Source organism: Affinirhizobium straminoryzae, from assembly GCF_007004135.1.
GTDB classification, from domain to species: domain Bacteria; phylum Pseudomonadota; class Alphaproteobacteria; order Rhizobiales; family Rhizobiaceae; genus Neorhizobium; species Neorhizobium straminoryzae.
The window spans coordinates 35,335-59,080 of the sequence record NZ_VJMG01000069.1; the positions used below are offsets into that span (position 1 = coordinate 35,335).

25 protein-coding genes, 1 tRNA gene and 1 pseudogene are annotated in these 23,746 nt (G+C 63.9%); 15 read left to right on the forward strand and 12 right to left on the reverse strand.

The features are described 5' to 3' along the window. Positions 1-32 precede the first annotated feature (32 nt). The 3 genes from FNA46_RS20770 (at position 33) to FNA46_RS20780 (ending at position 2,797) form a co-directional block, all read left to right on the forward strand. Positions 33-1,247 carry an FAD-dependent oxidoreductase gene (locus tag FNA46_RS20770; protein WP_185969939.1) on the forward strand — a complete coding sequence of 405 codons (1,215 nt, stop codon included), beginning with the start codon at positions 33-35 and terminating at the stop codon, positions 1,245-1,247. Between the two features lie 310 nt (positions 1,248-1,557). Further along, on the forward strand, positions 1,558-1,905 hold the full coding sequence (locus tag FNA46_RS20775) for a hypothetical protein (RefSeq protein ID WP_143127124.1): 348 nt from the start codon (positions 1,558-1,560) through the stop codon (positions 1,903-1,905). Between the two features lie 250 nt (positions 1,906-2,155). Beyond that, the gene (locus FNA46_RS20780; protein WP_143127125.1) at positions 2,156-2,797 is read left to right on the forward strand and encodes an exopolysaccharide biosynthesis protein; all 642 of its coding nucleotides are present in this window, start codon (positions 2,156-2,158) and stop codon (positions 2,795-2,797) included. A 36-nt stretch (positions 2,798-2,833) separates the two neighbouring features. On the opposite strand, the gene FNA46_RS20785 is transcribed toward FNA46_RS20780, so the two are convergent. After that, positions 2,834-2,910, reverse strand: a tRNA-Arg gene (locus FNA46_RS20785). A gap of 83 nt (positions 2,911-2,993) precedes the next feature. Next, positions 2,994-4,157, reverse strand: a complete 1,164-nt coding sequence (locus FNA46_RS20790) for a M20 aminoacylase family protein (protein WP_143127126.1) — start codon at positions 4,155-4,157, stop codon at positions 2,994-2,996. Positions 4,158-4,314: 157 nt separating this feature from the next. Between FNA46_RS20790 and FNA46_RS20795 the strand changes: the two genes are divergently transcribed. Together FNA46_RS20795 and FNA46_RS20800 are read left to right on the forward strand one after the other, a co-directional pair. Beyond that, a complete protein-coding gene (locus FNA46_RS20795) occupies positions 4,315-5,466 on the forward strand; it encodes a D-alanyl-D-alanine carboxypeptidase family protein (RefSeq protein ID WP_244618022.1) in 1,152 nt (383 codons plus the stop codon). A 111-nt stretch (positions 5,467-5,577) separates the two neighbouring features. Further along, complete coding sequence (locus tag FNA46_RS20800; protein ID WP_143127128.1) at positions 5,578-6,747, forward strand: CobW family GTP-binding protein; 1,170 nt, start codon at positions 5,578-5,580, stop codon at positions 6,745-6,747. Positions 6,748-6,782: 35 nt separating this feature from the next. Here FNA46_RS20800 and FNA46_RS20805 read toward each other — a convergent pair whose 3' ends face one another. The 5 genes from FNA46_RS20805 to FNA46_RS26185 all read right to left on the reverse strand — a co-directional run bounded on the left by FNA46_RS20805 (position 6,783) and on the right by FNA46_RS26185 (position 10,660). Then, positions 6,783-7,043 (reverse strand): sulfurtransferase TusA family protein, encoded by a 261-nt coding sequence (locus FNA46_RS20805; protein WP_143127129.1) that lies wholly within the window; start codon positions 7,041-7,043, stop codon positions 6,783-6,785. Positions 7,044-7,050: 7 nt separating this feature from the next. Next, on the reverse strand, positions 7,051-8,367 hold the full coding sequence (locus FNA46_RS20810) for a L,D-transpeptidase family protein (protein ID WP_143127130.1): 1,317 nt from the start codon (positions 8,365-8,367) through the stop codon (positions 7,051-7,053). A 167-nt stretch (positions 8,368-8,534) separates the two neighbouring features. Then, on the reverse strand, positions 8,535-9,488 hold the full coding sequence (locus FNA46_RS20815; RefSeq protein ID WP_143127131.1) for an acetyl-CoA carboxylase carboxyltransferase subunit alpha: 954 nt from the start codon (positions 9,486-9,488) through the stop codon (positions 8,535-8,537). A gap of 51 nt (positions 9,489-9,539) precedes the next feature. Continuing rightward, positions 9,540-10,499: a site-specific tyrosine recombinase XerD gene (xerD, locus tag FNA46_RS20820; protein ID WP_143127132.1), complete on the reverse strand. Its 960-nt coding sequence runs from the start codon at positions 10,497-10,499 to the stop codon at positions 9,540-9,542. A gap of 8 nt (positions 10,500-10,507) precedes the next feature. Beyond that, positions 10,508-10,660: a hypothetical protein gene (locus FNA46_RS26185; protein ID WP_185969940.1), complete on the reverse strand. Its 153-nt coding sequence runs from the start codon at positions 10,658-10,660 to the stop codon at positions 10,508-10,510. A 166-nt stretch (positions 10,661-10,826) separates the two neighbouring features. Here FNA46_RS26185 and FNA46_RS20825 point away from each other — a divergent pair, with 166 nt between their 5' ends. Genes FNA46_RS20825 through FNA46_RS20835 form a run of 3 tightly spaced genes read left to right on the forward strand, consistent with a single transcriptional unit; the run spans position 10,827 to position 13,857 of the window. Continuing rightward, positions 10,827-11,423, forward strand: a complete 597-nt coding sequence (locus tag FNA46_RS20825; RefSeq protein ID WP_143127133.1) for a shikimate kinase — start codon at positions 10,827-10,829, stop codon at positions 11,421-11,423. Beyond that, positions 11,420-12,553: a 3-dehydroquinate synthase gene (gene aroB, locus FNA46_RS20830; RefSeq protein WP_143127134.1), complete on the forward strand. Its 1,134-nt coding sequence runs from the start codon at positions 11,420-11,422 to the stop codon at positions 12,551-12,553. The genes FNA46_RS20825 and aroB overlap by 4 nt, the downstream gene beginning before the upstream one ends. Beyond that, positions 12,553-13,857, forward strand: a complete 1,305-nt coding sequence (locus tag FNA46_RS20835) for an HlyC/CorC family transporter (protein WP_143127135.1) — start codon at positions 12,553-12,555, stop codon at positions 13,855-13,857. The genes aroB and FNA46_RS20835 overlap by 1 nt, the downstream gene beginning before the upstream one ends. 33 nt (positions 13,858-13,890) lie before the next feature. Here the strand turns inward: FNA46_RS20835 and FNA46_RS20840 are convergent, their stop codons facing one another. After that, positions 13,891-14,196 carry a BolA family protein gene (locus tag FNA46_RS20840; protein WP_143127136.1) on the reverse strand — a complete coding sequence of 102 codons (306 nt, stop codon included), beginning with the start codon at positions 14,194-14,196 and terminating at the stop codon, positions 13,891-13,893. A 101-nt stretch (positions 14,197-14,297) separates the two neighbouring features. Here FNA46_RS20840 and FNA46_RS20845 point away from each other — a divergent pair, with 101 nt between their 5' ends. The 5 genes and pseudogenes from FNA46_RS20845 to FNA46_RS20865 form a co-directional block, all read left to right on the forward strand. Next, positions 14,298-14,924 (forward strand): J domain-containing protein, encoded by a 627-nt coding sequence (locus tag FNA46_RS20845; RefSeq protein ID WP_143127137.1) that lies wholly within the window; start codon positions 14,298-14,300, stop codon positions 14,922-14,924. Positions 14,925-14,988: 64 nt separating this feature from the next. Next, the gene (cobS, locus tag FNA46_RS20850) at positions 14,989-15,981 is read left to right on the forward strand and encodes a cobaltochelatase subunit CobS (protein ID WP_143127138.1); all 993 of its coding nucleotides are present in this window, start codon (positions 14,989-14,991) and stop codon (positions 15,979-15,981) included. Positions 15,982-16,014: 33 nt separating this feature from the next. Continuing rightward, positions 16,015-17,916 (forward strand): cobaltochelatase subunit CobT, encoded by a 1,902-nt coding sequence (gene cobT, locus FNA46_RS20855; protein ID WP_143127139.1) that lies wholly within the window; start codon positions 16,015-16,017, stop codon positions 17,914-17,916. A gap of 11 nt (positions 17,917-17,927) precedes the next feature. Next, positions 17,928-18,920, forward strand: coding sequence for an esterase-like activity of phytase family protein (locus tag FNA46_RS20860; protein WP_246103255.1), 993 nt, complete (start codon positions 17,928-17,930; stop codon positions 18,918-18,920). Between the two features lie 18 nt (positions 18,921-18,938). Further along, positions 18,939-19,498, forward strand: a pseudogene (locus FNA46_RS20865) (ATP-binding protein); the annotation flags it as partial. A 1-nt stretch (position 19,499) separates the two neighbouring features. Here the strand turns inward: FNA46_RS20865 and FNA46_RS20870 are convergent. After that, positions 19,500-20,135, reverse strand: a complete 636-nt coding sequence (locus FNA46_RS20870) for a queuosine precursor transporter (RefSeq protein ID WP_143127141.1) — start codon at positions 20,133-20,135, stop codon at positions 19,500-19,502. Positions 20,136-20,243: 108 nt separating this feature from the next. Then, complete coding sequence (gene rpmB, locus FNA46_RS20875) at positions 20,244-20,540, reverse strand: 50S ribosomal protein L28 (RefSeq protein WP_143127142.1); 297 nt, start codon at positions 20,538-20,540, stop codon at positions 20,244-20,246. A gap of 237 nt (positions 20,541-20,777) precedes the next feature. On the opposite strand from rpmB, the gene FNA46_RS20880 reads away from it, so the two are divergent. Together FNA46_RS20880 and yddG are read left to right on the forward strand one after the other, a co-directional pair. Next, positions 20,778-21,551 (forward strand): DUF3108 domain-containing protein, encoded by a 774-nt coding sequence (locus FNA46_RS20880; RefSeq protein WP_143127143.1) that lies wholly within the window; start codon positions 20,778-20,780, stop codon positions 21,549-21,551. A 45-nt stretch (positions 21,552-21,596) separates the two neighbouring features. Beyond that, positions 21,597-22,484 (forward strand): aromatic amino acid exporter YddG, encoded by an 888-nt coding sequence (gene yddG, locus FNA46_RS20885; protein WP_143127144.1) that lies wholly within the window; start codon positions 21,597-21,599, stop codon positions 22,482-22,484. 6 nt (positions 22,485-22,490) lie between these two features. On the opposite strand, the gene FNA46_RS20890 is transcribed toward yddG, so the two are convergent. Continuing rightward, complete coding sequence (locus FNA46_RS20890) at positions 22,491-22,913, reverse strand: cupin domain-containing protein (protein WP_143127145.1); 423 nt, start codon at positions 22,911-22,913, stop codon at positions 22,491-22,493. Next, complete coding sequence (gloB, locus tag FNA46_RS20895; protein WP_143127146.1) at positions 22,910-23,683, reverse strand: hydroxyacylglutathione hydrolase; 774 nt, start codon at positions 23,681-23,683, stop codon at positions 22,910-22,912. The genes FNA46_RS20890 and gloB overlap by 4 nt, the downstream gene beginning before the upstream one ends. Positions 23,684-23,746 lie beyond the last annotated feature (63 nt).

Here is a 23,746-nt window from a genome sequence, read left to right on the forward strand (position 1 = left end):
GGCAATGATGACGGATGGGTGGAGACAGGATCATGGGTGACGAAGCACGGACAACGACCTGCGCCATTGCCGGCGGCGGCCCGGCGGGCCTGATGCTGGGCCTGCTTCTGGCGCGGGCCGGCGTCGATGTCACCGTCATCGAGAAGCATGGCGATTTCCTGCGCGATTTTCGCGGCGACACCATCCATCCCTCCACGCTGGAGGTCATTTACGAACTCGGCCTGGAAGAGGCCTTCCTGAAGCTTCCGCATACGCGGGCGCCAAAACTGTCGGCGGAGATCGGCGGACAGACGATCACCATGGCGGATTTCTCCCGCCTGCCGGTGCGCAATCGCTTCATCGCCTTCATGCCGCAATGGGATTTTCTCGACTTCCTGTCGAAGGAGGCGGCACGCTATCCGAATTTCCATCTGATGATGGCAACGAAGGTGGTGGACGTGATCTTTCGGAACGGCCGTGTTTCCGGACTTCGGCTGGAGCGGGACGGTGTTCGTTTCGATCTTGCCGCAACGCTGGTGGTGGCTGCCGATGGCCGCCATTCGGTGGTGCGCGAAAAGGCGGGCCTTGCGGTCGAAAGCTTCGGCACACCCAGCGAAGTCGTCTGGATGAAGCTCTCCAAGCAGACGGGCGATCCTGCTGAGACCATGGGCCATGCCGGCCCGCGCCAGGGTTTCGTGCTGATCGATCGCGGCGATTACTGGCAGTGCGGTTTCATCGTGCGCCGCGGCACCTTTGCCGAGATTCGCGCCGGCGACCTGGAGGCTTTTCGCGACATGGTGCGCGCCGTCTCGCCGCTTCCCGCCTCACGCATGGCGGAAATCGCCGGTTGGGAGGATGTCAGCCTGTTGCAGGTGCGTATCGACCGGCTGAAGCAGTGGTGGAAGCCCGGCCTGCTGGCGATCGGGGATGCGGCGCATGCCATGTCGCCGATCGGCGGCGTCGGCGTCAATCTCGCCATTCAGGATGCGGTGGCGGCCGGCAATCTTCTCGCCCGGCCTCTGAAGGAAGGAAGGCTGACGGATCAGCATCTTGCTGCCGTCGAAAAACGCCGGCTGTTTCCGACCAGGGCGACGCAGAGGCTGCAACTGATGATGCGCTCCAGCAGGCGCAAGGATCAGGCGGACGACGAGCGCCGCAAGGGGCCGCCCGCCTTCATCCGCGGCATCGCGCGCTTTCCGCTGCTTGCCCATCTCGCCGGCCGGCTGATGGGGCTTGGCTTTCGCATGGAGCATGTGCGCCTGCGTTGATTCTGCACGCCGCCCGCCAGTCCTTCGGCCCGACACAGGATCAGCGTCACCTGTGCCGGAACCGTTCATGCCGGCCCTTGACCGGTCGGGTCCTGTGCCTTGGCGGGACCGTCATCCACAGCCTCGCTCAATCTTTGTGCGCTAGCGTTGACACGATCATTTCTGAGGCTACTCATCATTTCCGACAATTTTAACTTTTGTTTTTGAGTTCCGGCAGCGGTGTTCAAGCATGGCGCAAGCGGCCCGCCGCTTACCAACCGTCGCCCCGGCCGGAAACCGAAGACCTCCAACGTCCTGCCAGGAAACGACCATGACGATCGACAGTATGGATGCAATCGGGCTGCGGAATCTGGTGGCGACCTGCGACCGCCAGGATGCGCTCTCCATCCCGAAAAGCCTGTCCGCCTACGTGACCGATATGCTGGATGCGCGTCAGCCGAGTGTCTACCTCGTTGATCTGCTGCCGTCGCTAAGTACAGCCATGCAGGCCTTCCTCACCGCCATCGGTGCCTTCAACCTGTCCCCCTTGCCGGAACCGGAAGTCACCAGTCGTCGCAACCGGCTGCTCGAATGCCTGGATACCTTCATCGACGAGGCCAGGCTCTGCCAGCAAAGCGTCGTGTTCATGGATACAATCTCTGCCGCCGCCCATCGCTAGTGCGGCGATGATAGCGCTAACGTGGCGGAGCACGGCGTTTTCGGATGCCTCCGTGACGTGCGTTACCGGCTTTTTGCGCGACCTCCTCTTCGCATCCGGCATCTCCCTTCCCATATCCTGCCGGTGCCGGCCTGATGCAACGAGACCGGCCGGACAAGGAGTGGCGTGAGACGAACAGGGATCTGCACCGGGCGGAGGAATGCTGTCCCCCGCGAAATATCTCGAGGGATGATGGCGGAAGGATGCGGTCATGGCTGACATGGCATCCGAAACGAGCCGAGACGGTCTGGCGCGTCTGCTGGAGGCTCTGCCGGAGCGGCTTGGGCCTGGTCGTGCGACGCTTGGCCGCCTGCTGGCGATCCTCGGTGAACATGCGACCGCGCTGGTGCTGCTGGTCTTTTCCATTCCGGCGATCATTCCAACGCCTGGCATCCCGGCCGGAATGGTGTTTGGCACCGCACTCGCGTTGCTGGCCGCGCAACTGGTGATCGGTGCGGACCGGTTTATCCTGCCGCAGCGGCTGGCGCGCGTCGAGGTGCCGCAGGCGCTGCTGAAGGCCATGGCGGTGCGGCTTGGGCCCAAGCTTGCCTGGCTGGAAACCTGGCTGAGGCCGCGGCTGACGGGGCTGGCCGGTCGCGCCGCCCTGCGTCCATTGGGACTTGTCGTTTTCGTGATGGCCGTCCTGATTGCTTTGCCCATCCCGTTCGGCAATGTGCTGCCGGGGCTTTCGATCTTTTTCGTGGCCTTGGGACTTGCCCAGAGAGATGGCGCCGCTGTGGTGGGTGGACTGGTGTTCGCGCTTGCCTCACTCGCCTTCACCGCCTTCATCCTGCTCGGGGGCTGGTGGCTGATCAGCGATTGGCTGGGGCTTGGCGGAACTGGAGCCGGCTAGGGATTAGCCAGCAAGGTCAAGCAGGTGAGGGGGAAGTGGTGTCCACGAGAGGATTCGAACCTCCGACCCCAGGATTAGGAATCCTGTGCTCTATCCTGCTGAGCTACGTGGACCGATAGCAGATGACTGGCTACATACCGCAGGCCGGCGCTGCCGACAAGTCGGCAGGCCGGCAGTGGTTGGCTTTGTTGGTGCCTCAGTCGGCGAGGCGCTGCTCGACGAGTTTCACCCAGTAGGAGACGCCGTAGGCGATCGCCTCGTCGTTGAAATCATAGGCCGGGTTGTGCAGCGCCGCCGTGTCGCCGTTGCCGATCATGATGTAGGCGCCGGGGCGGGCCTGCAGCATGAAGGCGAAATCCTCGCCGGCCATGCTGGGATCGACCTCGGTATCCACGTTCTTCTCGCCCACGATCGCCATGGCCGCCTTGGCTGCATGGATGGTCTCTTCGGGATGGTTGACGGTCACCGGGCAGGCGCGCTCATAGTCCACCTCCGCCACGCAGTCATTGGCGGCGGCAATGCCTTCGGCGATCTGGCGGATGCGGGCTTCGGCCATGTCGCGCACCGCCTCGTCCAGGCTGCGCACCGTACCGGCGATCATTGCTTCTTCGGGGATGATGTTGTGCGTGGTGCCGGCATGGAACTGGGTGATGGAGACGACGACCGAGCGCAGCGGATTGGCGTTGCGCGCCGCGATCAGTTGCAGTCCGTTGACGATCTGGGCGCCGATGACGATCGGATCGGCGGTACGGTGCGGTTCGGCCGCATGGCCGCCACGGCCCTTGATCTGGATGGTGAACTTGTCGGGGGCCGCCATGATGCCGCCCTTGCGGATGGCGAAGGTGCCGAGCGCCATGCCCGGCATGTTGTGCATGCCATAAACCTCCTGGATGCCGAAACGGTCCATCATGCCGTCCTCGACCATGGCGAGCGCGCCGCGACCGCCTTCCTCCGCCGGCTGGAAGATGAGGGCGACGGTGCCGTTGAAATTGCGGGTCTCGGCCAGATACTGTGCCGCGCCCAGCAGCATGGCGGTGTGCCCGTCATGGCCGCAGGCATGCATCTTGCCGTCCTTGCGGGAGGCCCAGGGTTTCCCCGTGATCTCGGTCAGCGGCAGGGCATCCATGTCGGCGCGCAGCCCGATGACCCGGTCACCCTCGCCGCGACCGCGAATGAGGGCCACGACGCCGGTGCGACCGAGGCCGGTGACGATCTCGTCCACGCCGAAGCTCTTCAGCTTGTCTTCCACGAAGGCGGCGGTCTCTTCCACGTCGTAAAGCAGGCCCGGATTTTCATGGATATGGCGCCGCCAGGCGCTGATTTCGGCCTGCATGTCGGCGGCTCTGTTCAAGATCGGCATCGCATGTCCTGTTTATTGCACGTGCTCGGGCGAAGTGCCCGCATTGGCCGCGATATTGCGCCGCGGAATTGACGGAATCAATGATCTTTGCCATTCCTTGGCCATAGAGGCGGTCTACCCGCCACCGAGATCTGGCGTTCCATCACGAGGCCGCTCCTTGCCCCACAGCCCGAACCGACCGTCAGCCGCGTTCCGCAGGCTTGCCCTTGCCCTCTCCACAGCACTTCTGTGCGCCGGGCTTCCGCAACTGGCCGCCGCCAATCCGAAAATGGTGGTGGATGTTGCGAGTGGACGGGTGATCGCGCATCAGGAAGCGTTCCGCAAGTGGTACCCGGCCTCGCTCACCAAGCTGATGACCATCTACGTCACCTTCGAGGCGCTGAAGGCCGGCAAGGTGACGCTGGAGACGCCGGTGGTGATGAGCCGCAAGGCCGTCGACCAGCCGCCGAGCAAGATGTTTGTGAAGCCCGGCGCCACGCTCACGATCGATGCCGCGCTGAAGATCCTGGTGGTGAAGTCGGCCAATGACGTGGCCATGGGGCTTGCGGAAACCGTGGGCGGCGGCAGTGCCGACCAGTTCGTCGCCATGATGAACGATGCCGCCCAGCGTCTCGGCATGACGTCGTCGCATTTCATCAATCCGCACGGCCTGCCCGGCAAGGGGCAGTATACAACCGCGCGTGACCTCGCGGTGCTGGCGCTGACGCTGCGCCGCAACTTTCCGCAATATGCCAGCTATTTCGCGCTGGAAGGCATCACCACCGGCGCCAAGGATTATCCGAACTACAACATGCTGATTGGCCGCTTCAACGGTGCCGATGGCATGAAGACCGGCTTCATCTGTGCCTCCGGCTTCAACCAGGTATCCTCTGCCACCCGCAACGGCCGGACTGTTGTCTCCGTGGTGCTCGGCTCCGACAGTCTTGCGGGGCGTGCCGAGGAATCGGCGGCCCTGTTGCAGGCAGCGCTGACGGAGGATCCGGGCAAGGGTGTGCCGCTGTCGAGCCTTGCGCCCTACGGTCCGGACCGTGACGAGGTGGTGGATATCAGCGCCGATATCTGCAATCCGAAGGCCGCGAAGGTGCGCAGCGAAGGCCGCGACGAGCAGGGGCGCATGATGATCCATTCGCCCTATATTGCCGAACGCGAGGCGCCGCCGGCCTTCAGCATGGCCGAGATCGTTTCTCCCCCCGAGCCTGCCAAACCGGCAGCCGATGCAGGCACCGCCCCCGGCCGTCCGGCCAAGGCGGGTGATGTGCGCTCCGGCGCCTCCGTACCGGTGCCTATCCCGCGGCCGACCGCGCTTTAAATTGCGCGTCCCCGCCTGGGGGCGTCGTATTCTCGTTCTTCCGCATCCGTCACGGATCCCGCGTGTCACGCTTTCGTCCGGATGCGCCAACTCCAGCATGGGACGATCCACATGGCCCTGGCAAGCGAACGCATTCCGGTCTCGATCCTGACCGGCTTCCTCGGGGCGGGCAAATCGACCCTGCTCAACCGCATCCTCAAGGACCCGCAGGCGCATGACACCGCCGTCATCATCAACGAATTCGGCGAGGTCGGCATCGACAATTTCCTGGTCGAGACCTCGGGCGATACGCTGCTGGAACTCTCCAACGGCTGCCTGTGCTGCACCGTGCGCGGCGAACTGGTGGAAACGCTGGCCTCGCTGGTCGACCAGATCCAGACCGGCCGCCTGAAGCCGATCCGCCGCGTGGTGATCGAGACGACCGGCCTTGCAGATCCTGCGCCGGTGATGCAGGCGGTGATGGGCAATCCGGTCATTGCCCAGAGCTTCTCGCTGGATGGCGTCATCACCGTGGTGGATGCGGTGCATGGTCTTTCGACGCTGGCACGTCATCCGGAAGCCCTGCGTCAGGTGGCGGTGGCCGACCGTCTGGTTCTCACCAAGAAGACGCTTCTGGCACCAGATGCGCTCTCACCCCTTCTGCAGCGCCTCCAGGAACTCAACCCGCGCGCCAGGGTGAGCGATGGCGATGCCGGGGAGGCGGGCACCGCGGCCCTGCTCGTCAACGGCCTCTACGATCCGGACAGCAAGATCGCCGATGTTTCCCGCTGGCTGCAGGAAGACCACGAGGACGATCACCACCATGATCATGATGATCACGGTCATCATCACCACGATCACCATCATGGCCACGATCATGTGCCGCGTGGCCACCATCATCACCATCACGACGTCAACCGTCACGGGGATGACATCCGCTCCTTCGCCATCGTCCACGACCGGCCGATCGAGCCGATGGCGGTGGAGATGTTCGTGGACCTGCTGCGCTCGGCGCATGGCGAAAAACTGTTGCGCATGAAGGCGATCGTCCAGCTCGCCGACAACGTGGAGCGGCCGCTGGTGCTGCACGGGGTGCAGAGCATCTTCCATCCGCCGGAGCGTTTGCCACGCTGGCCGGCAGGCAGCGACCGGCGCACACGCATGGTGCTGATCACGCAAGGGCTGTCGGAAGAGTTCGTGACGGATCTTTTCGCGGCTTTTACCGGTCAGCCGCGCATCGACCGGCCGGATCGTGCCGCGTTGGAGGACAACCCGCTCGCAGTGCCCGGCCTGCGCCTCTGACAGACTGCGCAGCGCCGGCCTGTGCTGGCTGCGGCTCAGAAATCCTCGTCGCTGCGGGGTGGCGGGTCGCACTCCTTGCGGATCAGGAAACGATGGCCGAAGGCGGTCGCCTCGCTTGCCAGCAGGGTCTGGCCGTCTTCGCGGCACGCATGCGGAATGTCGATGGCCGCCAGCCCGTCCGTGGTCTCGACCGAGAGTTCTGCGCCGATCGGCAGGCCGGCCAGCTTCCTGCGGGTCTTCAGCACGGGGAGGGGGCATTTCAGCCCCTTCAGGTCATAGATGATCGGCTCCGCCACCGGCGGCTTACCAGAACTTCCAGAAGGGCTTCTTCTGATCGTCGCTCACCGGCTGAACAGCGGCATAGGCGAGCGGATTGGGTGCCGGCACCGGAATGGCGCCTGTGGTGGTGCTGGCCGGCTGAACGCTGGCGGTGAGCGGAGCGGCGGCAGGGCGGTTCCCACTGTTCATGGCCGTCGCGACCGACATGGTGGAGCGGTCGCCGGCCGGAGCTGTCGTGGCCAGCAGGCGGGACTGCTTGGCAGCGGCGCCGGACGGCTGTGCGGAAGCCAGCATGGTGCCGGGCGGCTGGGTCTTGGCAAGGCGGGCGGCCATCAGCTTGTCGAATTCGGCGGGTTCCACCAGCTTGCCGGCGGCCAGCGAGGTGCCGGTCGGCGCATAGGCGAGATCGCGGCCCTTGCGCTTGTCGGCGACGACGGCCTTGCGCTCGGCCTCGGTCGGTTCGTACCACACCTTGCCGTCCAGCTTGTCCATCGCCTTGGTATAGGCAAGCTGGTATTCCTTCTCGTAGGTCGAGAGGGCGGCTGTCAGCGCCGGCGGCGTCGACATCGGCGGGCAGGCAGCGGTGGGCGAAAACCCTCCGGAGCCCTGGACCTGCTGGTTGAAGACGTATTTCTTCTCGCAGACATTCACCTCCGGCGGCCGCTTCGTCACTTCGAAGTGGTCGTAGCCCACCTTCAGCATCTTCCAGAATTCGAGGTTTTCGCTGTTGCGATGGCGGGCCATGTTTTCCGCCGTCATGCGGAAGGGGAAGGCCTCCAGCTGAACCGAGGTCTGGCCGCCACGGAAGGCATCCCGGGCAAAGGCGTAGATTTCCAGGATCTGCTGGTCCGTCATCGAATAGCAGCCGGACGAGGAGCAGGCGCCATGGATCATCAGGTTGGAGCCGCTGCGGCCGTTGGCCGCATCATAACGGTTCGGGAACCCGGTGTTGATGGCGAGGTAATATTTGGAATTGGGATTGAGATGCGCGGGCGTAAGGTTGTAGAAGCCTTCCGGCGCCTGCCGGTCGCCTTCCTTCACCTTGGGGCCAAGCTTGCCCGACCAGGCGCAGATGTCATATTCGGCGATCTTGTCGAAGCGGTTGTCCGCCTTCGCCTTCCAGATCTCCATCTTGCCTTCTTCTTTGAAGACACGAATCATGATCGGCGAATTGCGCGGCATGTTCTTCTTCTGCATTTCCGCAACGATGCGGTCCGGCAGAGGCTGCTCGACCTTGTTCTTCACCTTGGAGAGATCGATCGACGTCGTATCAAGCGCGTCGTTGCACCCGGCGAGCGCGGTTGCCATCAGGAAAATGGAGGCGATCAGTTTCAAGCGCATCGGACAAATCACGTGTGACGATCAACAAGGCATATGACGAAGCACATACCCATTCTGCCATTCGTAATAAAGCGGTAAGCTTTACATAATCTTACCGCGTCGTGCCGCAGGCCTGGCACAAAATCGTGAAGAGCGGAAGAATCTGCTCCTCACGATCTAAGAGTTGATCAGAGATTGCGGCCGATTTCCAGAAATTTCTGGCGTCGGTGCTTGCGCAGGTCCTCCGGCGACAGCTGTCCGAGTTCCTTCAGCGAGGCTTCGATCAGCGCACCGGCGGTTTCGATCACCGTCTCCGGTTCGCGATGTGCGCCGCCAAGCGGTTCCGGGATGATGTCGTCGATGACACCGAGCGCCTTCAGATCCTCTGCGGTGATCTTCATGTTGGTGGCGGCTTCGCGGGCGCGCGTCGAATCACGCCACAGGATGGAGGCCGCCCCTTCCGGTGAAATGACCGAATAGATCGCATGCTCCAGCATGAACACCTTGTTGCCGGTGGCAATAGCGATCGCACCGCCCGAACCGCCTTCGCCGATGATGATCGAGATCATCGGCACCTTCAGTGCCAGACACATTTCGGTGGAGCGGGCAATCGCTTCCGCCTGGCCGCGTTCCTCGGCGCCGACGCCGGGATAGGCGCCTGCCGTATCCACCAGCGAAATCACCGGCAGGCCGAAGCGGTCGGCCATTTCCATCACCCGGATCGCCTTGCGATAGCCTTCCGGACGCGGGCTGCCGAAATTGTGCTTGATGCGCGACTTGGTGTCGTTGCCCTTTTCCTGGCCGATGATCGCCACGGGCTGGCCGCGGAAGCGCGCAAGGCCTGCCTGGATCGCGGCGTCCTCGCCGAAGGTGCGGTCGCCGGCCAGCGGCGTGAATTCGGTGAACAGGTGCTTCTGATAATCGATGAAGTGCGGGCGCTGCGGATGGCGGGCGACCTGCGTCTTCTGCCAGGCGTTGAGCTTGGAGTAGATCTCCTGCATCGCCTCGCGCACGCGCACTTCCAGACGCTGGATCTCGTCGGATGTGTCTATGCTCTCATCTTCCGCCGCCAGCTTCTTCAGCTCGTGGATCTTGCCTTCCAGGTCGGAGATGGGCTTTTCGAAGTCGAGATAGGTCTGCATGAGCTCCGTGTTCCGATCGTGTTGGCGGCCGTGCCGCCCCCCGCCCGCGCTCTAATCAGGGTTTTTGGTGGCTTTTGCAAGAGGGTGGTGCATTTCCACCACTTCTCTCAGCCGTTCTTCCAGCACGTGGGTATAGATTTGTGTGGTGGAAATGTCCGAATGGCCGAGCAGTTCCTGAACCACGCGCAGGTCTGCCCCGTTCTGCAACAGGTGGCTGGCAAAGGCATGGCGCAGCACATGCGGGGAAATGGCGCTGGTGCGGATGCCGGCGCGCGCGGCCAGACCCTTGAGATCGCGGGCAAAGACCTGCCGTGGCAGATAGCCCTGCTTGCCGGCAGACGGAAAGAGCCAGGAGCTTTCCGCCTCGCGCCCGGCGGCGATCGCTTCGTTTCGGGCCTTGCCATAGGCGGTCATGGCGGCGATCGCCGAACGCGACAGCGGCACCAGCCGTTCCTTGTTCCCCTTGCCGCGGATCATCAGGAAGCGGCCTTCCTGATCCATCACCTTGGCTGGCAGCGAAACGAGTTCGCTGACGCGCATGCCCGTCGCATAGAGCAGTTCCAGCAGCGCCAGCATGCGCAACCGGCCGATGCGCTCGCCGACAGAGCCTTCCGGCGCGGCCGCTTCTTCGGCTGCACGCGCGAGAAGCCGGCCGACTTCGGCTTCGCTGAGGATCTTCGGCAGTCCCCGCTCCTTCTTCGGCGCATCGAGAATGCCGGTCGGGTCGTCGCCGCGCAGTCCCTCGGTATAGAGAAAGCGATAGAACTGCCGCATCGCCGAGAGCCGGCGCGCCTGCGAGGAGGCGGCAAAACCCTGGCCCGCCAGATGGGCGAGATAATCTGTGAGATCGGTGCTGCTGGCGGCGGTAAGGCCGATCTTGCGCGTCGACAGAAAGCTCGCGAGATCCTCCAGGTCGCGCTCGTAAGAGGCAAGCGTGTTGGCGGCGGCACCGCGTTCGGCGCTCATCATTTCCAGAAAGGCTTCCGCATGGGCGCGGGACAGATCGGCCACGGCAGCTCTCACGGTTGGGGCGGGTTGAGACGCTCGGAAGGCACGCGCACCGTGACGTCGCGCGCGCGCGGCTCGACCAGCACGGCCAGCGCCATCATGCTTCCATAGACCAGGCCGCACAGCACGGCGATGATGGACAGGAAACGAAAGAGGGTCGGCATGCGCTGCTCCGTTCATCGAGGCGCTTCCCTTATGGGGAAAGCCGGCTGCGAGCGCAAGAACAAGTGCCACGACCACCTTTCCGCCCGCCTGTGGCTTGACGCTGCACATCCATTTGTCGATAGGGTTGCCGACAAAGGACCGCGAGAGGACACATTTAAGACCGCGATGCCCGATCTCGTCACACCACCGACAGAGCCCTTGACGCTGAGCGAGCGGGCGCGCGCGGCCCTGCGGGGGCGCAATCTGATTTTCGTCGGCCTGATGGGTGCGGGCAAGTCCGCCATCGGCCGGATCGTTGCCCAACAACTCGCCATGCCCTTCGTCGATACCGATGCCGAGATCGAGCGCGTATCGCGCATGACGATCCCGGAACTGTTTGCCGCCTATGGCGAGGCAGAGTTCCGGGCGCTGGAAACCCGCGTCATCGAGCGCCTGCTGAAAAGCGGGCCGCGCGTGGTCTCGACCGGCGGTGGTGCCTTTATCAACGAGCGCACCCGCGCGGTGATCCGCTCCGGCGGCCTGTCGCTCTGGCTGCGGGCCGACCTCGACGTGTTGTGGGATCGCGTCAACAAGCGCGACAACCGCCCGCTTTTGAAGACCGAGAACCCGAAGCAGACGCTGGAAAACCTGATGCACCAGCGCTACCCCATCTACGCGGAGGCCGACGTGACGGTCGAATCCCGCGACATTCGCAAGGATGCCATGGCCCAGGAGGTTCTGGCGATCCTTGCTGCATTGGCCGAGGAAGGCAAAGCGCAATGAACAGTGCAGCTGACAATAGTCCGGAACGTCTTGTCCATGTGCCGCTCGGCGAGCGCGCCTACGACATCCTGATCGGGCCGGACCTGATTGCCCATGCGGGCGGCGAGATCACCGCGCGCCTCAAGGGTCGCAAGGCGGCGATCGTCACAGACGAGCATGTCGCGCCGCTCTACCTGGAAGCGCTGATGGACAGCCTGCAGACCGACGGCATCGAGGCGGTCTCTCTGACGCTGCCGGCCGGTGAAAAGACCAAGAGCGTGGAGCCGCTGGTCGCCGTCTGCGACATGGCATTGTCGGCCCGCATCGAGCGTAACGACTGCATCATCGCGCTCGGCGGCGGCGTGATCGGCGATCTCGCCGGCTTTGCCGCCGGCATCGTCAGGCGCGGCGTGCGCTTCGTGCAGATTCCGACGACGCTGCTGTCGCAGGTCGATTCCTCCGTGGGTGGCAAGACCGGCATCAATACCCGTCACGGCAAGAACCTGCTTGGCGTGTTCCACCAGCCGGATCTGGTGCTCTCCGATACCGGCGCGCTCGATACGCTGAGCGAACGCGAGTTCCGCGCCGGCTATGCCGAGGTCGCGAAATATGGCCTGATCGACAAGCCGGATTTCTTCGCATGGCTGGAGAAGAACTGGCGGGCCGTGTTTGCCGGGGGGGCTGCCCGCGCCGAGGCGATTGCGATCAGCTGTCAGGCCAAGGCCGACGTCGTGGTCGAGGACGAGCGCGAAACGGGCCGTCGCGCCCTTCTCAATCTCGGCCATACCTTTGGCCATGCGCTGGAAGCTGCCACGCAATATGACAGCCGCCGGCTGGTCCACGGCGAAGGCGTTGCGATCGGCATGGTGCTGGCGCATCGCTTCTCGGCCCGCATGAATCTCGCAAGCCCTGATGATGCAGCCCGCGTCGAGGCGCATCTGAAGGCTGTTGGCTTGCCGACGCTGATTTCCGACATACCTGGGGAGGCTCTGCCGACCGAGGTGCTGATGAACGCCATTGCCCAGGACAAGAAGGTGAAGGGCGGCCAGCTGACCTTCATCCTGACCCACGGCATCGGCCAGTCCTTCATCGCCGACGATGTACCGGCATCCGAAGTCCAGTCCTTCCTGGAGGAGACGCAAAAGGGGTGATGCTGCAGGAGATCCTTGCCTTCCTGGCCGAGTACTGGCTGACACTCGTATCCGTTCTGCTGCTGATTGCCGCCTCGGCCTTCTTCTCGGGTTCGGAAACGGCGCTGACGGCCGTGTCGCGTGCGCGCATGCACACGCTGGAAAGCAACGGCGATCTCCAGGCCGGGCTGGTCAATCGGTTGATCGAGCGGCGCGACCGGTTGATCGGTGCGCTGCTGATCGGCAACAATCTCGTCAATATCCTCGCTTCCTCGCTCACCACAAGCCTGTTCCTCGGCCTGTTCGGCCAGACGGGCGTGGCGGCCGCCACTGTCCTGATGACGGTGCTTCTCGTCGTCTTTTCCGAAGTGCTGCCGAAGAGCTGGGCCATCTCGACACCGGATCGCTTCGCCATCGCCGTGGCGCCTGCGGTACGCGTTTTCGTTGGTCTTGCCGGTCCGCTCTCGAGTGGTGTGAATGCGATCGTCCGCTTCATTCTCTCCCTGTTCGGGGTCAACCTGTCGCGTGGCATTTCCATGCTGACCGCGCATGAGGAGCTGCGCGGCGCGCTGGACCTGCTGCACAAGGAAGGCTCCTTCATCAAGGCGGACCGCGACCGGCTGGGCGGCCTCCTGGACCTGGAAGAACTGGAAGTCTCCGACGTGATGAAGCACCGCACGGTGATGCGGGCGATCAATGCGGACGACCCGCCCGACGTGGTGGTGCGCGCCGTGCTGGAAAGCCCCTTCACCCGCATGCCGCTGTGGCGCAACTCCACCGAAAACATCATCGGTGTTGTGCACGCCAAGGACCTGCTGCGGGCGCTTGCCGAGCCGGACATGGAGCCGCGCGATCTGGATATCGTGAAGATTGCCCAGAAGCCCTGGTTCGTGCCCGATACCACCAGCCTGAAGGATCAGCTGAACGCTTTCCTGCGCCGCAAGATGCATTTTGCTGTCGTGGTGGACGAGTATGGCGAGGTGCAGGGCATCGTGACGCTGGAGGATATTCTGGAAGAGATCGTCGGCGATATCGCCGACGAGCACGATCTCGAGATCCAGGGCGTGCGCCAGGAGGCCGACGGTTCGATCGTGGTCGATGGCGCCGTTCCGATCCGCGACCTCAACCGCGCGCTCGACTGGAATCTGCCGGACGAGGAGGCCACCACCATTGCCGGTCTCGTCATCCACGAATCCAAGCTGATTCCCGAGGAGCGGCAGAGCTTCACCTTCCACGGCAAGCGCTTCACGGTGATGAAGCGGGAAAAGAACCGCATCACGCGGCTGCGCATCCGCCCGGCCGAAGACATCCCTTTGAAGGCTTGAGTGGCCGACACCGGGGGCCGCGGCTTTCTGCCGCTACCAGCGCGTCGTCTCCCCCGGTGCTGCCGCTTCGATGGCCAGTGCATGCAGGCCCGCATCCAGTTCCGGCTTCAGAAGCGCATTCACGATGCGGTGGCGCTCGACGCGACCGACGCCCGCGAAACGCTCGGACACCACCCGGACCCGCATGTGTGTCTCGCCGGTGCCGGTGATGTTCGGCTGGTGTCCGGCGTGGTGATGGCTTTCGTCGATCACCTCCAGCCGCGCCGGTTTGAGCGCCTCGAAGAGCGTCGTTTCGATGCGGGCGCGCACGGATGGGGTCGGGCTGATCGACTTGCTCATGGGCTGGCTCCGGACTTGCGAAAAGGGGGTCCCAGAAAGCAGCAACAAACCGCTTTGTCAATTCTTGTTGTCCCTGCCGCGGCACCCCATAATCTGCTCGCATGAGACTGGATTCCAAATATTTCGACCGTATCCGCACGCGCCGCAAACGGGAGCAGGACGCGGCGCCGCAGGCGCCTACCTGCCAATGGGACGGCTGTGACAAGCCGGGCGCCCACCGCGCCCCCGTGGGCCGCAATGCGGAGGGTCAGTTCTTCCTGTTCTGCTTCGAGCACGTGAAGGAATACAACAAGGGCTACAACTATTTCTCCGGCCTGTCGGACAACGAGATTGCCCGCTACCAGAAGGAAGCGATCACCGGCCATCGCCCCACCTGGACGGTCGGCGTCAACAAGTCGGCGCGCGAGGCGCCGTTGCATGCCAGCCAGCGTTCCGGTTCGGCGGCGAGCTTCAACCGTGTGAAGGACCCGTTCGGCTTCGTGCGTGACAGCCAGGCCGGCAGTCGCCCCAGCCAGCCGGCGGTTCGGCGATTAAAGACGCTGGAAGCGAAAGCTTTCGACACAATGGGCTTGACCGCAGGCGCCACGGCGGCTGAAATCAAGGGCCGCTACAAGGAACTCGTCAAAAAACATCATCCGGACGCGAATGGCGGCGATCGCGGGTCGGAGGAACGTTTTCGCGCTGTCGTACAGGCCTACCAATTGTTAAAGCAGTCCGGTTTCTGTTAAGCCGTTCTGATGCATGGCAGCAAGGATTGCGGCCGCACCGTCCCGGGTGCGGCGTGGAGTGGTGATGAGCAAAATCGATCTTGATATTTCCAACCTCCCGGATACGACGGTGTCTGTCCGGGACGTCTTCGGCATTGACACGGACCTGAAGGTGCCCGCCTACAGCAATGGCGACCCTTACGTTCCCGACCTCGACCCCGATTACCTGTTTGACCGCGATACGACGCTCGCCATTCTGGCCGGCTTCGCGCACAACCGTCGCGTGATGGTGTCCGGCTTCCACGGCACCGGCAAGTCCACCCATATCGAGCAGGTCGCTGCCCGCCTCAACTGGCCCTGCGTGCGCGTCAACCTCGACAGCCATGTCAGCCGTATCGATCTCGTCGGCAAGGACGCGATCGTCCTGAAGGACGGCAAGCAGATCACCGAGTTCAAGGACGGCATCCTGCCCTGGGCCTACCAGCACAATGTCGCGCTCGTCTTCGACGAATACGATGCCGGCCGTCCGGACGTGATGTTCGTGATCCAGCGCGTGCTGGAATCGTCCGGTCGCCTGACGCTGCTCGACCAGAGCCGCGTGATCCGTCCTCACCCGGCCTTCCGCCTGTTTGCGACCGCCAACACGGTCGGCCTCGGCGACACGACCGGCCTCTATCACGGCACCCAGCAGATCAACCAGGCGCAGATGGACCGCTGGTCGATCGTCACCACGCTGAACTACCTGCCGCACGAGAAGGAAGTCGATATCGTCGCCGCCAAGGTGAAGAGTTTCGGCGCCACCGCGCAGGGCCGTGAAACCGTCTCCAAGATGGTCCGCGTTGCCGACATGACGCGCTCGGCCTTCATCAACGGCGATCTCTCCACCGTGATGAGCCCGCGCACCGTCATCACCTGGGCGGAAAATGCGGAAATCTTCGGCGATGTCGCCTTTGCCTTCCGCATCACCTTCCTCAACAAGTGCGATGAACTGGAGCGCACGCTGGTGGCCGAACAGTACCAGCGCGCCTTCGGCGTCGAACTGAAGGAAAGCGCCGTGAACATCGTTCTCGGCGCCTGAGGCGAATGAGCAGGCAAGCAAGGTAGATCGAAAATGGCAGGCCGGGGTGACAATTCGAAGGCAAAGAGCGGCGGGCCGGTGGATACCGAGCCGCTGCGCCGGGCCATCACCGGCTGCGTCCGTTCGATCGCCGGCAGCAACGAGGTGGAGGTTTCCTTCGCCAACGAGCGGCCGGGCATGGCGGGCGAGCGCATTCGCCTGCCGGAAATCACCAAGCGGCCGACGGCGCAGGAAGTGGCCGTGACCCGCGGTCTCGGTGATTCCATGGCGCTTCGGCTTGCCTGCCACGATACCGATGTGCATGCGACGATGTCGCCGCAGGGCACGGATGCGCGCGCCGTGTTCGACGCGGTCGAGCAGGCGCGCGTCGAATCGCTCGGTTCTCTGCGCATGGCGGGCGTTGCCGCCAACCTCAACAGCATGAATGCCGAGAAATATTCCAAGGCGAATTTTTCCGGCGTCGAGCGCCAGGAGGACGCGCCGATCGGCGAGGCCATGGCCATGCTGGTGCGCGAAAAACTGACGGGCACCGCGCCGCCGGCCAGCGCCGGCAAGGTTCTCGATCTCTGGCGGCCCTTCTTCGAAGACAAGGTGGGCGCCGATCTCGACAATCTGAAGGGCGTGATCGAGGACCAGCAGGCCTTCGGCAAGCTCGTTCGCCACATGCTCTCCTCCATGCAGATGGCGGAGGACTATGGCGACGAGGACAACCAGCCGGAGGAGATGGAGAACGAGAACGACGAGGAGCAGCCGCGCAGCAACGAGACCGAGAATGACGAGGTCGAGGAAGATGCGGGCTCTGATGCGGCACCCGCCGAGGAGAGCCAGGCCGCCGAGGAACAGCTCGACGACGGCGAGATGGACGGCGCGGAAATTTCCGACGACGACATGAGCGACGACGAGGACGACCAGTCCGAGACGCCCGGCGAGACCCGTCGCCCGAACCTGCCCTTCGACGATTTCAACGAGAAGGTGGATTACCACATCTTCACGCAGGAATTCGACGAGGAGATCACGGCGGAAGAACTCTGCGACGAGGCCGAACTCGACCGACTGCGCGCCTTCCTCGACAAGCAGCTGTCGCATCTGCAGGGCGCAGTCGGGCGTCTGGCGAACCGCCTGCAGCGCCGCCTGATGGCGCAGCAGAACCGCTCCTGGGATTTCGACCTGGAGGAGGGCTATCTTGATCCGGCCCGCCTCGTGCGCCTCGTCATCGATCCCATGCAGCCGCTGTCCTTCAAGCGCGAGCGCGATACACAGTTCCGCGACACCGTCGTGTCGCTCGTCATCGACAATTCCGGTTCGATGCGCGGCCGGCCGATCACGGTTGCGGCCACCTGCGCCGACATTCTTGCCCGCACGCTGGAACGCTGCGGCGTGAAGGTGGAAATCCTCGGCTTCACCACCAAGGCCTGGAAGGGCGGCCAGAGCCGCGAGCAGTGGCTGGCCAGCGGCAAGCCGCCGACGCCCGGCCGCCTGAACGACCTGCGCCACATCGTCTACAAGGCGGCGGATGCGCCCTGGCGCCGCTCGCGCCGCAATCTCGGCCTGATGATGCGCGAGGGCCTGCTCAAGGAAAACATCGATGGCGAGGCGCTGATGTGGGCGCATAACCGTCTGATCGGCCGCCCCGAGCAGCGCAAGATCCTGATGATGATCTCGGACGGCGCGCCGGTTGATGATTCAACGTTGTCGGTCAATCCGGGCAATTATCTGGAGCGCCATCTTCGCGCCGTCATCGACCAGATCGAGAACCGCTCGCCGGTCGAACTTTTGGCGATCGGCATCGGTCACGATGTGACGCGCTACTATCGCCGCGCCGTTACCATCGTGGACGCGGACGAACTGGCCGGTGCCATGACCGAGCAGCTCGCGTCGCTGTTTGACGAGAAGACCGGCGGCAGCCCGCGCGGGCGTCTGCGCCGGGCCGGCTGATCGCGCCGCGCATGAGACTGCGGCGCGCTGTCTGCATTCTCGCCCTGATTCTTGTCTCCGTCACCATGACCGCGGCGGAGACCGTGCCAGTGTCGGTCACCGCCCGCCGGATCGAACATTTCCGCGCGAAGTCCGAGGAGCGTCGCTTCGGCGCCTTCGAATTCGTTGGCGGCCTCGAACTCACTTCCCGCCAGCCGCTGTTCGGCTCGCTCTCGGCCATCCGGTTCAGGGCGGATGGGCAGCATTTCGTCTCGGTGCTCGATACAGGCTACTGGCTGACAGGCCGGATCGAGCGCGACGCCAAGGGACATCTCTCCGGGGTTTCGGATGTGCGGATCACCGGCATGCGCGATCAGCGCGGCCGCGAACCGCGCAACAAGGCCGATATCGATGCGGAAGGGCTGGCGCTCAGGGCCGGCCAAGTAGCCGTCAGTTTCGAGCGCCGCCATCGCGTCGATCTCTATCCCGATCCGGGCTACGAGGAGGCAAGACCCCAGCGCAGCCTCGATCTCCCGATCCCCAAGCAAAGCCTCAGCCGCAATGGCGGGCTTGAAACGCTGGTGGCGGCACCGGTGGATGGGCCTCTGAAGGGCGCGCTTCTGACAATTGCCGAAGACAGCACGGATCGCGACGGCCATCTTTATGCGGCCATTCTCGACGGACCGCTGAAGGGGGCGTTTCGGGTGGTACGCAACGATCCCTGGAGCGTGACGGACGGCGCGTTCCTGCCGGGCGGGGATCTTCTGCTGCTCGAGCGTCGCTTCAGCGTGATCGGGGGCGTCGGCATGCGCATTCGCCGCATTGCAGGCAACGCCCTGCGGCCCGGCGCTCTGATCGATGGTCCGGTGCTGCTGGAGGCGGACATGGGGTTCGAGATCGACAATATGGAAGGCATCGACGTCATCGCCGGCGCGGATGGTCATCCGCATGTCATTCTCGTATCGGATGACAACCAGTCGGTCTTCCAGCGCAGCCTGATGCTGGAATTCCGTCTGCTGCAGTAGGCCGATCGGAGACAAGGCATGGCGCGTATTCACATCATGGGAGCCTCCGGCTCCGGCACGACGACGCTCGGGCGCATGCTTGGCGAGCGGTTGCGGATCCCGCATCTCGATACCGACAGCTTCTTCTGGATGCCGACCGAGCCGCCCTTCACGACGCCGCGTCCGGTGCCGGAACGCCTTCAGCTGATCGAGCAGGCGATCGCCGGCGTGCCCAGCTGGGTGCTGTCCGGTTCCGCGCTGAAATGGGGCACGCCGCTGGAGCCGCTTTATGATCTGATCGTCTTCCTGCGACTTGATCCGGAGGTGCGGATGGCCCGCATCCGTCGGCGCGAGAGCGAGCGCTATGGCGACCGAATCCTGCCCGGCGGCGATATGGCCGAGACGAGTCGCGCTTTCCTTGAATGGGCGGCGAGTTACGATACGGCCGGGCCGGAGCAGCGCAGCCTTGCCGCCCACGAGGCCTGGCTTGCCGGCCGCGAGACCCCCGTGCTGCGTCTCGATTCGATGCTTCCCGCAGAGGAACTGGCGGAGGTCGTGCTCCGCCATCCCGTCATCGGGCAGGCATCGTAAGACGGAAGATCAGGCCGCCTTTGCAGGCGGCATCGGCTTCAGAATGCTCATCAGCGCGCCATAGGGCAGCAGCATGACGAGGCCGACCAGAAGTTTGACGGTGAAATCGCCGATGGCCCAGGAAATCCAGCGCGGGGCCTCCGTGGCAAGGATGCCAAGGACCGGAGCCTGGCTGATGGCGAAATCGTCATTGGCGCCCAGGAAGGCGAAAGCCGGCGCGAAGGACAGCGAGAAGAACAGGACCGTATCCAGCATCGAGCCGAACAGCGAGCCGGCCAGCGGCGCCTGCCACCAGGTCTGCCGGCGCAGGCGGTTGAAGACGGAGATATCGAGCAGCTGGCCGACCAGATAGGCGGTGCCCGAGGCCATCGCGATGCGCGGCAGCGAGGTGTAGAAGGAGATCGTCACGCCCACCACGAAGCCGGCCAGCACCACGCGGCGGGCGACCGTCGGTCCGAACTGGCGATTGGTGAGATCTGTGACCAGGAAGGCGGCGGGATAGATGAAAGCGCCCCAGGTGAGCAGATCGCTCAGCTTGATGCCGAACAGGGTGCCGAGAACCGGGAACTGGACAAGGAAATTCGAGGCGACGACGACAAGCGTCATCAGCAGCACATAGATGATGGTCGCGCGGAGATACTGCATTTTTTTACCCTGGGTGATGCCACCAGCAAGAGGAAACGAACGGCAACAGAAAAGGCCTGATCGGCGAACCGTCAAGCCTCTTCGAAGCGGGTGATGGAGGCTTTAGCCTTAGGCGGCTGCAGCTTCTGCGGTCTTCTTGACGATCTGGCGGCGCAGCAGACGAGCGCGCATCGACAGTTCGGTCTCGTCAGCCTTCAGCAGGAAGGCATCCAGGCCACCGCGATGCTCGACGGAGCGCAGGGCATGGGCGGAAACGCGCAGACGGTAACGCTGGCCGAGAGCATCGGAAATCAGCGTGACGTGGCAGAGGTTCGGCAGGAACCGACGCTTCGTCTTGTTGTTGGCATGGCTGACATTGTTGCCCGACTGGACGCCCTTGCCGGTCAATTCGCACACACGGGACATGGGTACACCTTTGTTCTTCTTAGCAATTGAACGGGGATTCGGGCAACGCCCGGCCTGCCGATCCAACTGGTCCTGATTGGAAAGTTGCGGTTCTATAGTCAGTGGGGCCGCGCCCGTCAAGCCAAACATGGTGCAACCGGGCAGATTCCGCCGCGCGCCGTATTTTCTCCCGCTATTTTCTTGCCACACTGCGCAGGTTATAGTGAGCAAGCGTCACTTCACACCCAAGGCCAGACCATGCTCCGCCGGAGCCGTTCCCTTCTTTTGTTGACCGCCTGTCTCGGACTGTTCGCCACCCCGGCGACCACGGCCGGCATCCGTCATCTCAGCGAATACGACATTTCGCTGGGTGTGCTGCCGATCGCGCGGGCATCGTTTTCCAGCGAATTCGATCGCGACGATTACCGGATCAACGGATCCTTCAAGTCCTCCGGGCTCGTCAGTCTGTTTTCCGACATCTCGGCCGATACCAGCGTCAACGGCGCCATTCGCGGGCAGCGGTTGCAGGCACGGGCCTATTCGCTGATTTATCGGCAGGACAGGAAAACGCGGCGCTACGAGATCCGCTACCGCAACGGCGATGTCGTCTCGACCTCTGTCGATCCGGAACCGAAGGCGCGACCTTCCAACTGGATCCCGGTCAGCAATGGCGACCTTCGTTCGGTGCTCGATCCTCTCTCCGGCCTGATATTCCCGGAGGGGGCGAAGATCTGCCCCAGCCGGCTGCCGATCTATGACGGCGAATCCAGGCTCGACCTCATCCTGTCGCCCAAGGGCAGCAAGCCCTTCTCCACCAAGGGCTTCAGCGGGGACGCGATTGTCTGCGAGGTGCGCTATGTACCGAGGTCCGGTTACAAGCAGGGCCGCAGCGATATCGAATATCTGAAGAGCGTCAGCATGGAGGTCTGGTTTGCCAAGGCAGACAAGGTCAATGTATATGCTCCCGTCTACGCCCGCATCCCGACCAAGGTCGGGGACGTCTATGTGACGGCGGTGAAATACGGCGGATAATCGGGGCCGAACCTGTCGGCCCGCATGGTGCTGCAGGGGGCAGATGTGAAGATCAAGGGGACGTTGATCGGCTTTACGGCGATCCTGATGTGGTCGCTGCTCGCCCTGATGACCGCCGCCTCCGGCACCATGCCGCCCTTCCAGCTGTCAGCCATCACCTTTGCGATCGGCAGCCTGCCGGGCCTTGTTTTGCTTGCCGCACGTCCCGGGCGTCTGAAGCTGCTGCGCCAGCCGGCAAAAGTCTGGCTCACAGGGATTGGCGGGCTGTTCGGCTATCATTTTCTGTATTTCACGGCGCTGCGCAATGCACCGGCGGTGGAGGCGGGGCTGATCGCCTATCTCTGGCCGCTGCTGATCGTCGTGGGCTCGGCTCTGCTGCCGGGCGAGCGGTTGCGCTGGCATCATCTCGCCGGCGCGCTGGCGGGTCTTGCGGGCACGGTCGCCATCGTCTCCCGCACCGGTCTTTCCTTCGATGGCGCCTATCTCGTCGGCTATGGCGCAGCCTTCCTCTGCGCCTTCACCTGGTCCGGCTATTCGCTGCTGACCCGGCGGTTCGAGGCCGTGTCCACCGATGTGGTGACGGGTTTTTGTCTGGCGACCTCGATCCTGTCGCTGCTCTGCCATCTGGCGCTCGAGCAGACGGTCTGGCCCGCTGGCGCAGCGGAATGGATCGCCATCCTCGGCCTGGGCCTGATGCCGGTGGGGGCGGCTTTCTATGCCTGGGATTACGGGGTGAAGGCCGGCGACATCCAGATCCTCGGCGCCGCCAGCTATGCGGCGCCGCTGCTCTCCACGCTGATCCTGGTTCTCTTCGGTTTTGCTGAGCCCAGTCTTCGGATCGCGCTCGCATGCCTGCTGATCACCGGCGGTGCGGCCCTGGCCGCCAAGGACATGATCCGCCGCCGGCCGGTCGCCGAGGCGCCCGCGGAATAGGGCGTATCAGGCGCCGGGCTCCCAGCCGGGCGGCGCCATCTCGAATGTCGCAAACTCGAATCCGGGCGCAACCGTGCATCCGACAAGCGTGAAGGCACCGAGCGGTTCGGCGCATTGCCATTCGCCGGCCACAACCACGATCTGCGGCCGCTCGCCCTTTTCAAGATCGAGCCCGAGGATTTCGGCGCGCGCCGCTTCGCCGTCCTTCGCCAGCCGGAGCTTCAGCGGTTCGCCCGCGTAGAAGTGCCAGACTTCGGCGGCGTCCTTCACCCTGTGCCAGTGCGAGCGCTCGCCGGCTTTGAGCAGGTAATAGATCGCCGTGGAATGGCCACGGGGTCCCCCGCCCGCATCGCGAAAGGTTTCCGTGTACCAGCCGCCTTCGGGATGCGGCTGCATGGCGAGCCTCTCGATGATCTCGTCAGCCGTCACTTGAAGTTGTCCTTGCGCTTGCGGATTTCGGCAAACACCTCCTCATTGGTCGCGCCTTCCATCACCAGATGACGGCGGATCGCGGGGTCGGCCACGCGCAGGAAGGGATTGGTTTCCTTCTCCAGCCCCATCATGGTGGGAATCGTGAAGCGCCCCTCGGCGCGCAGTTCATCGATCTGGCGCACCCGCCGCTGCAGGACCTCGTTGTCGGGGTCGATGCTGATGGCAAAGCGGGCATTGGACTGCGTGTATTCGTGGCCGAAATAGATGGCGGTCTCATCCGGCAGCACGCAGAGCTTCTGCAGGGAATGCCACATGTCGGCGGCGCTGCGCTCGAACAGGCGGCCGCAGCCCAGCGCAAACAGCGTGTCGGCGGCAAACAGCAGCTTGTCTTCGGGGAAGCTGTAGCAGACATGGCCGGCGGTGTGGCCCGGGGTCTCGAAAACGCGCACCGGATGTTCGCCGAACAGGAATTCGTCGCCATCGGCCACCGAACGGTCCAACCCCGGGATCGCCACCGCCTCGTTGACCGGGCCGATGATCTCGCAGCCATAGCGCTCCTTCAGCGCCAGGTTTGCCTCGACATGATCGGTATGGTGATGCGTGGTGAAGATATGCGTGATCTTCCAGCCGCGTGCCTCCGCCGCCGCCACGATCGGGCCTTCTTCCGGCGCATCGATGGAGGCCGTCAGCCCGCTTTCCGGATCGTGCAGCAGCACGCCGTAATTGTCGCTGCGACACATAAAGACTTCAATCGCCAGAGTTTTCATCAGTGCTGCCCATTGCGTGTGAACCGTGTTGCCCCAATGTAGAGGCCACCGACTTGAAGTCCA

What these genes read in the sequence shown, in the direction of transcription:
- FNA46_RS20770 (WP_185969939.1), top strand. Translation starts at nt 33, where the DNA reads ATGGGTGACGAAGCACGGACAACGACCTGCGCCATTGCCGGCGGCGGC.
- FNA46_RS20775 (WP_143127124.1), top strand. Translation starts at nt 1,558, where the DNA reads ATGACGATCGACAGTATGGATGCAATCGGGCTGCGGAATCTGGTGGCG.
- FNA46_RS20780 (WP_143127125.1), top strand. Translation starts at nt 2,156, where the DNA reads ATGGCTGACATGGCATCCGAAACGAGCCGAGACGGTCTGGCGCGTCTG.
- FNA46_RS20790 (WP_143127126.1), bottom strand. Translation starts at nt 4,157, where the DNA reads ATGCCGATCTTGAACAGAGCCGCCGACATGCAGGCCGAAATCAGCGCC.
- FNA46_RS20800 (WP_143127128.1), top strand. Translation starts at nt 5,578, where the DNA reads ATGGCCCTGGCAAGCGAACGCATTCCGGTCTCGATCCTGACCGGCTTC.
- FNA46_RS20810 (WP_143127130.1), bottom strand. Translation starts at nt 8,367, where the DNA reads ATGCGCTTGAAACTGATCGCCTCCATTTTCCTGATGGCAACCGCGCTC.
- FNA46_RS20815 (WP_143127131.1), bottom strand. Translation starts at nt 9,488, where the DNA reads ATGCAGACCTATCTCGACTTCGAAAAGCCCATCTCCGACCTGGAAGGC.
- FNA46_RS26185 (WP_185969940.1), bottom strand. Translation starts at nt 10,660, where the DNA reads ATGCCGACCCTCTTTCGTTTCCTGTCCATCATCGCCGTGCTGTGCGGC.
- FNA46_RS20825 (WP_143127133.1), top strand. Translation starts at nt 10,827, where the DNA reads ATGCCCGATCTCGTCACACCACCGACAGAGCCCTTGACGCTGAGCGAG.
- aroB (WP_143127134.1), top strand. Translation starts at nt 11,420, where the DNA reads ATGAACAGTGCAGCTGACAATAGTCCGGAACGTCTTGTCCATGTGCCG.
- FNA46_RS20835 (WP_143127135.1), top strand. Translation starts at nt 12,553, where the DNA reads ATGCTGCAGGAGATCCTTGCCTTCCTGGCCGAGTACTGGCTGACACTC.
- FNA46_RS20840 (WP_143127136.1), bottom strand. Translation starts at nt 14,196, where the DNA reads ATGAGCAAGTCGATCAGCCCGACCCCATCCGTGCGCGCCCGCATCGAA.
- FNA46_RS20845 (WP_143127137.1), top strand. Translation starts at nt 14,298, where the DNA reads ATGAGACTGGATTCCAAATATTTCGACCGTATCCGCACGCGCCGCAAA.
- cobS (WP_143127138.1), top strand. Translation starts at nt 14,989, where the DNA reads ATGAGCAAAATCGATCTTGATATTTCCAACCTCCCGGATACGACGGTG.
- cobT (WP_143127139.1), top strand. Translation starts at nt 16,015, where the DNA reads ATGGCAGGCCGGGGTGACAATTCGAAGGCAAAGAGCGGCGGGCCGGTG.
- FNA46_RS20860 (WP_246103255.1), top strand. Translation starts at nt 17,928, where the DNA reads ATGAGACTGCGGCGCGCTGTCTGCATTCTCGCCCTGATTCTTGTCTCC.
- FNA46_RS20870 (WP_143127141.1), bottom strand. Translation starts at nt 20,135, where the DNA reads ATGCAGTATCTCCGCGCGACCATCATCTATGTGCTGCTGATGACGCTT.
- rpmB (WP_143127142.1), bottom strand. Translation starts at nt 20,540, where the DNA reads ATGTCCCGTGTGTGCGAATTGACCGGCAAGGGCGTCCAGTCGGGCAAC.
- FNA46_RS20880 (WP_143127143.1), top strand. Translation starts at nt 20,778, where the DNA reads ATGCTCCGCCGGAGCCGTTCCCTTCTTTTGTTGACCGCCTGTCTCGGA.
- gloB (WP_143127146.1), bottom strand. Translation starts at nt 23,683, where the DNA reads ATGAAAACTCTGGCGATTGAAGTCTTTATGTGTCGCAGCGACAATTAC.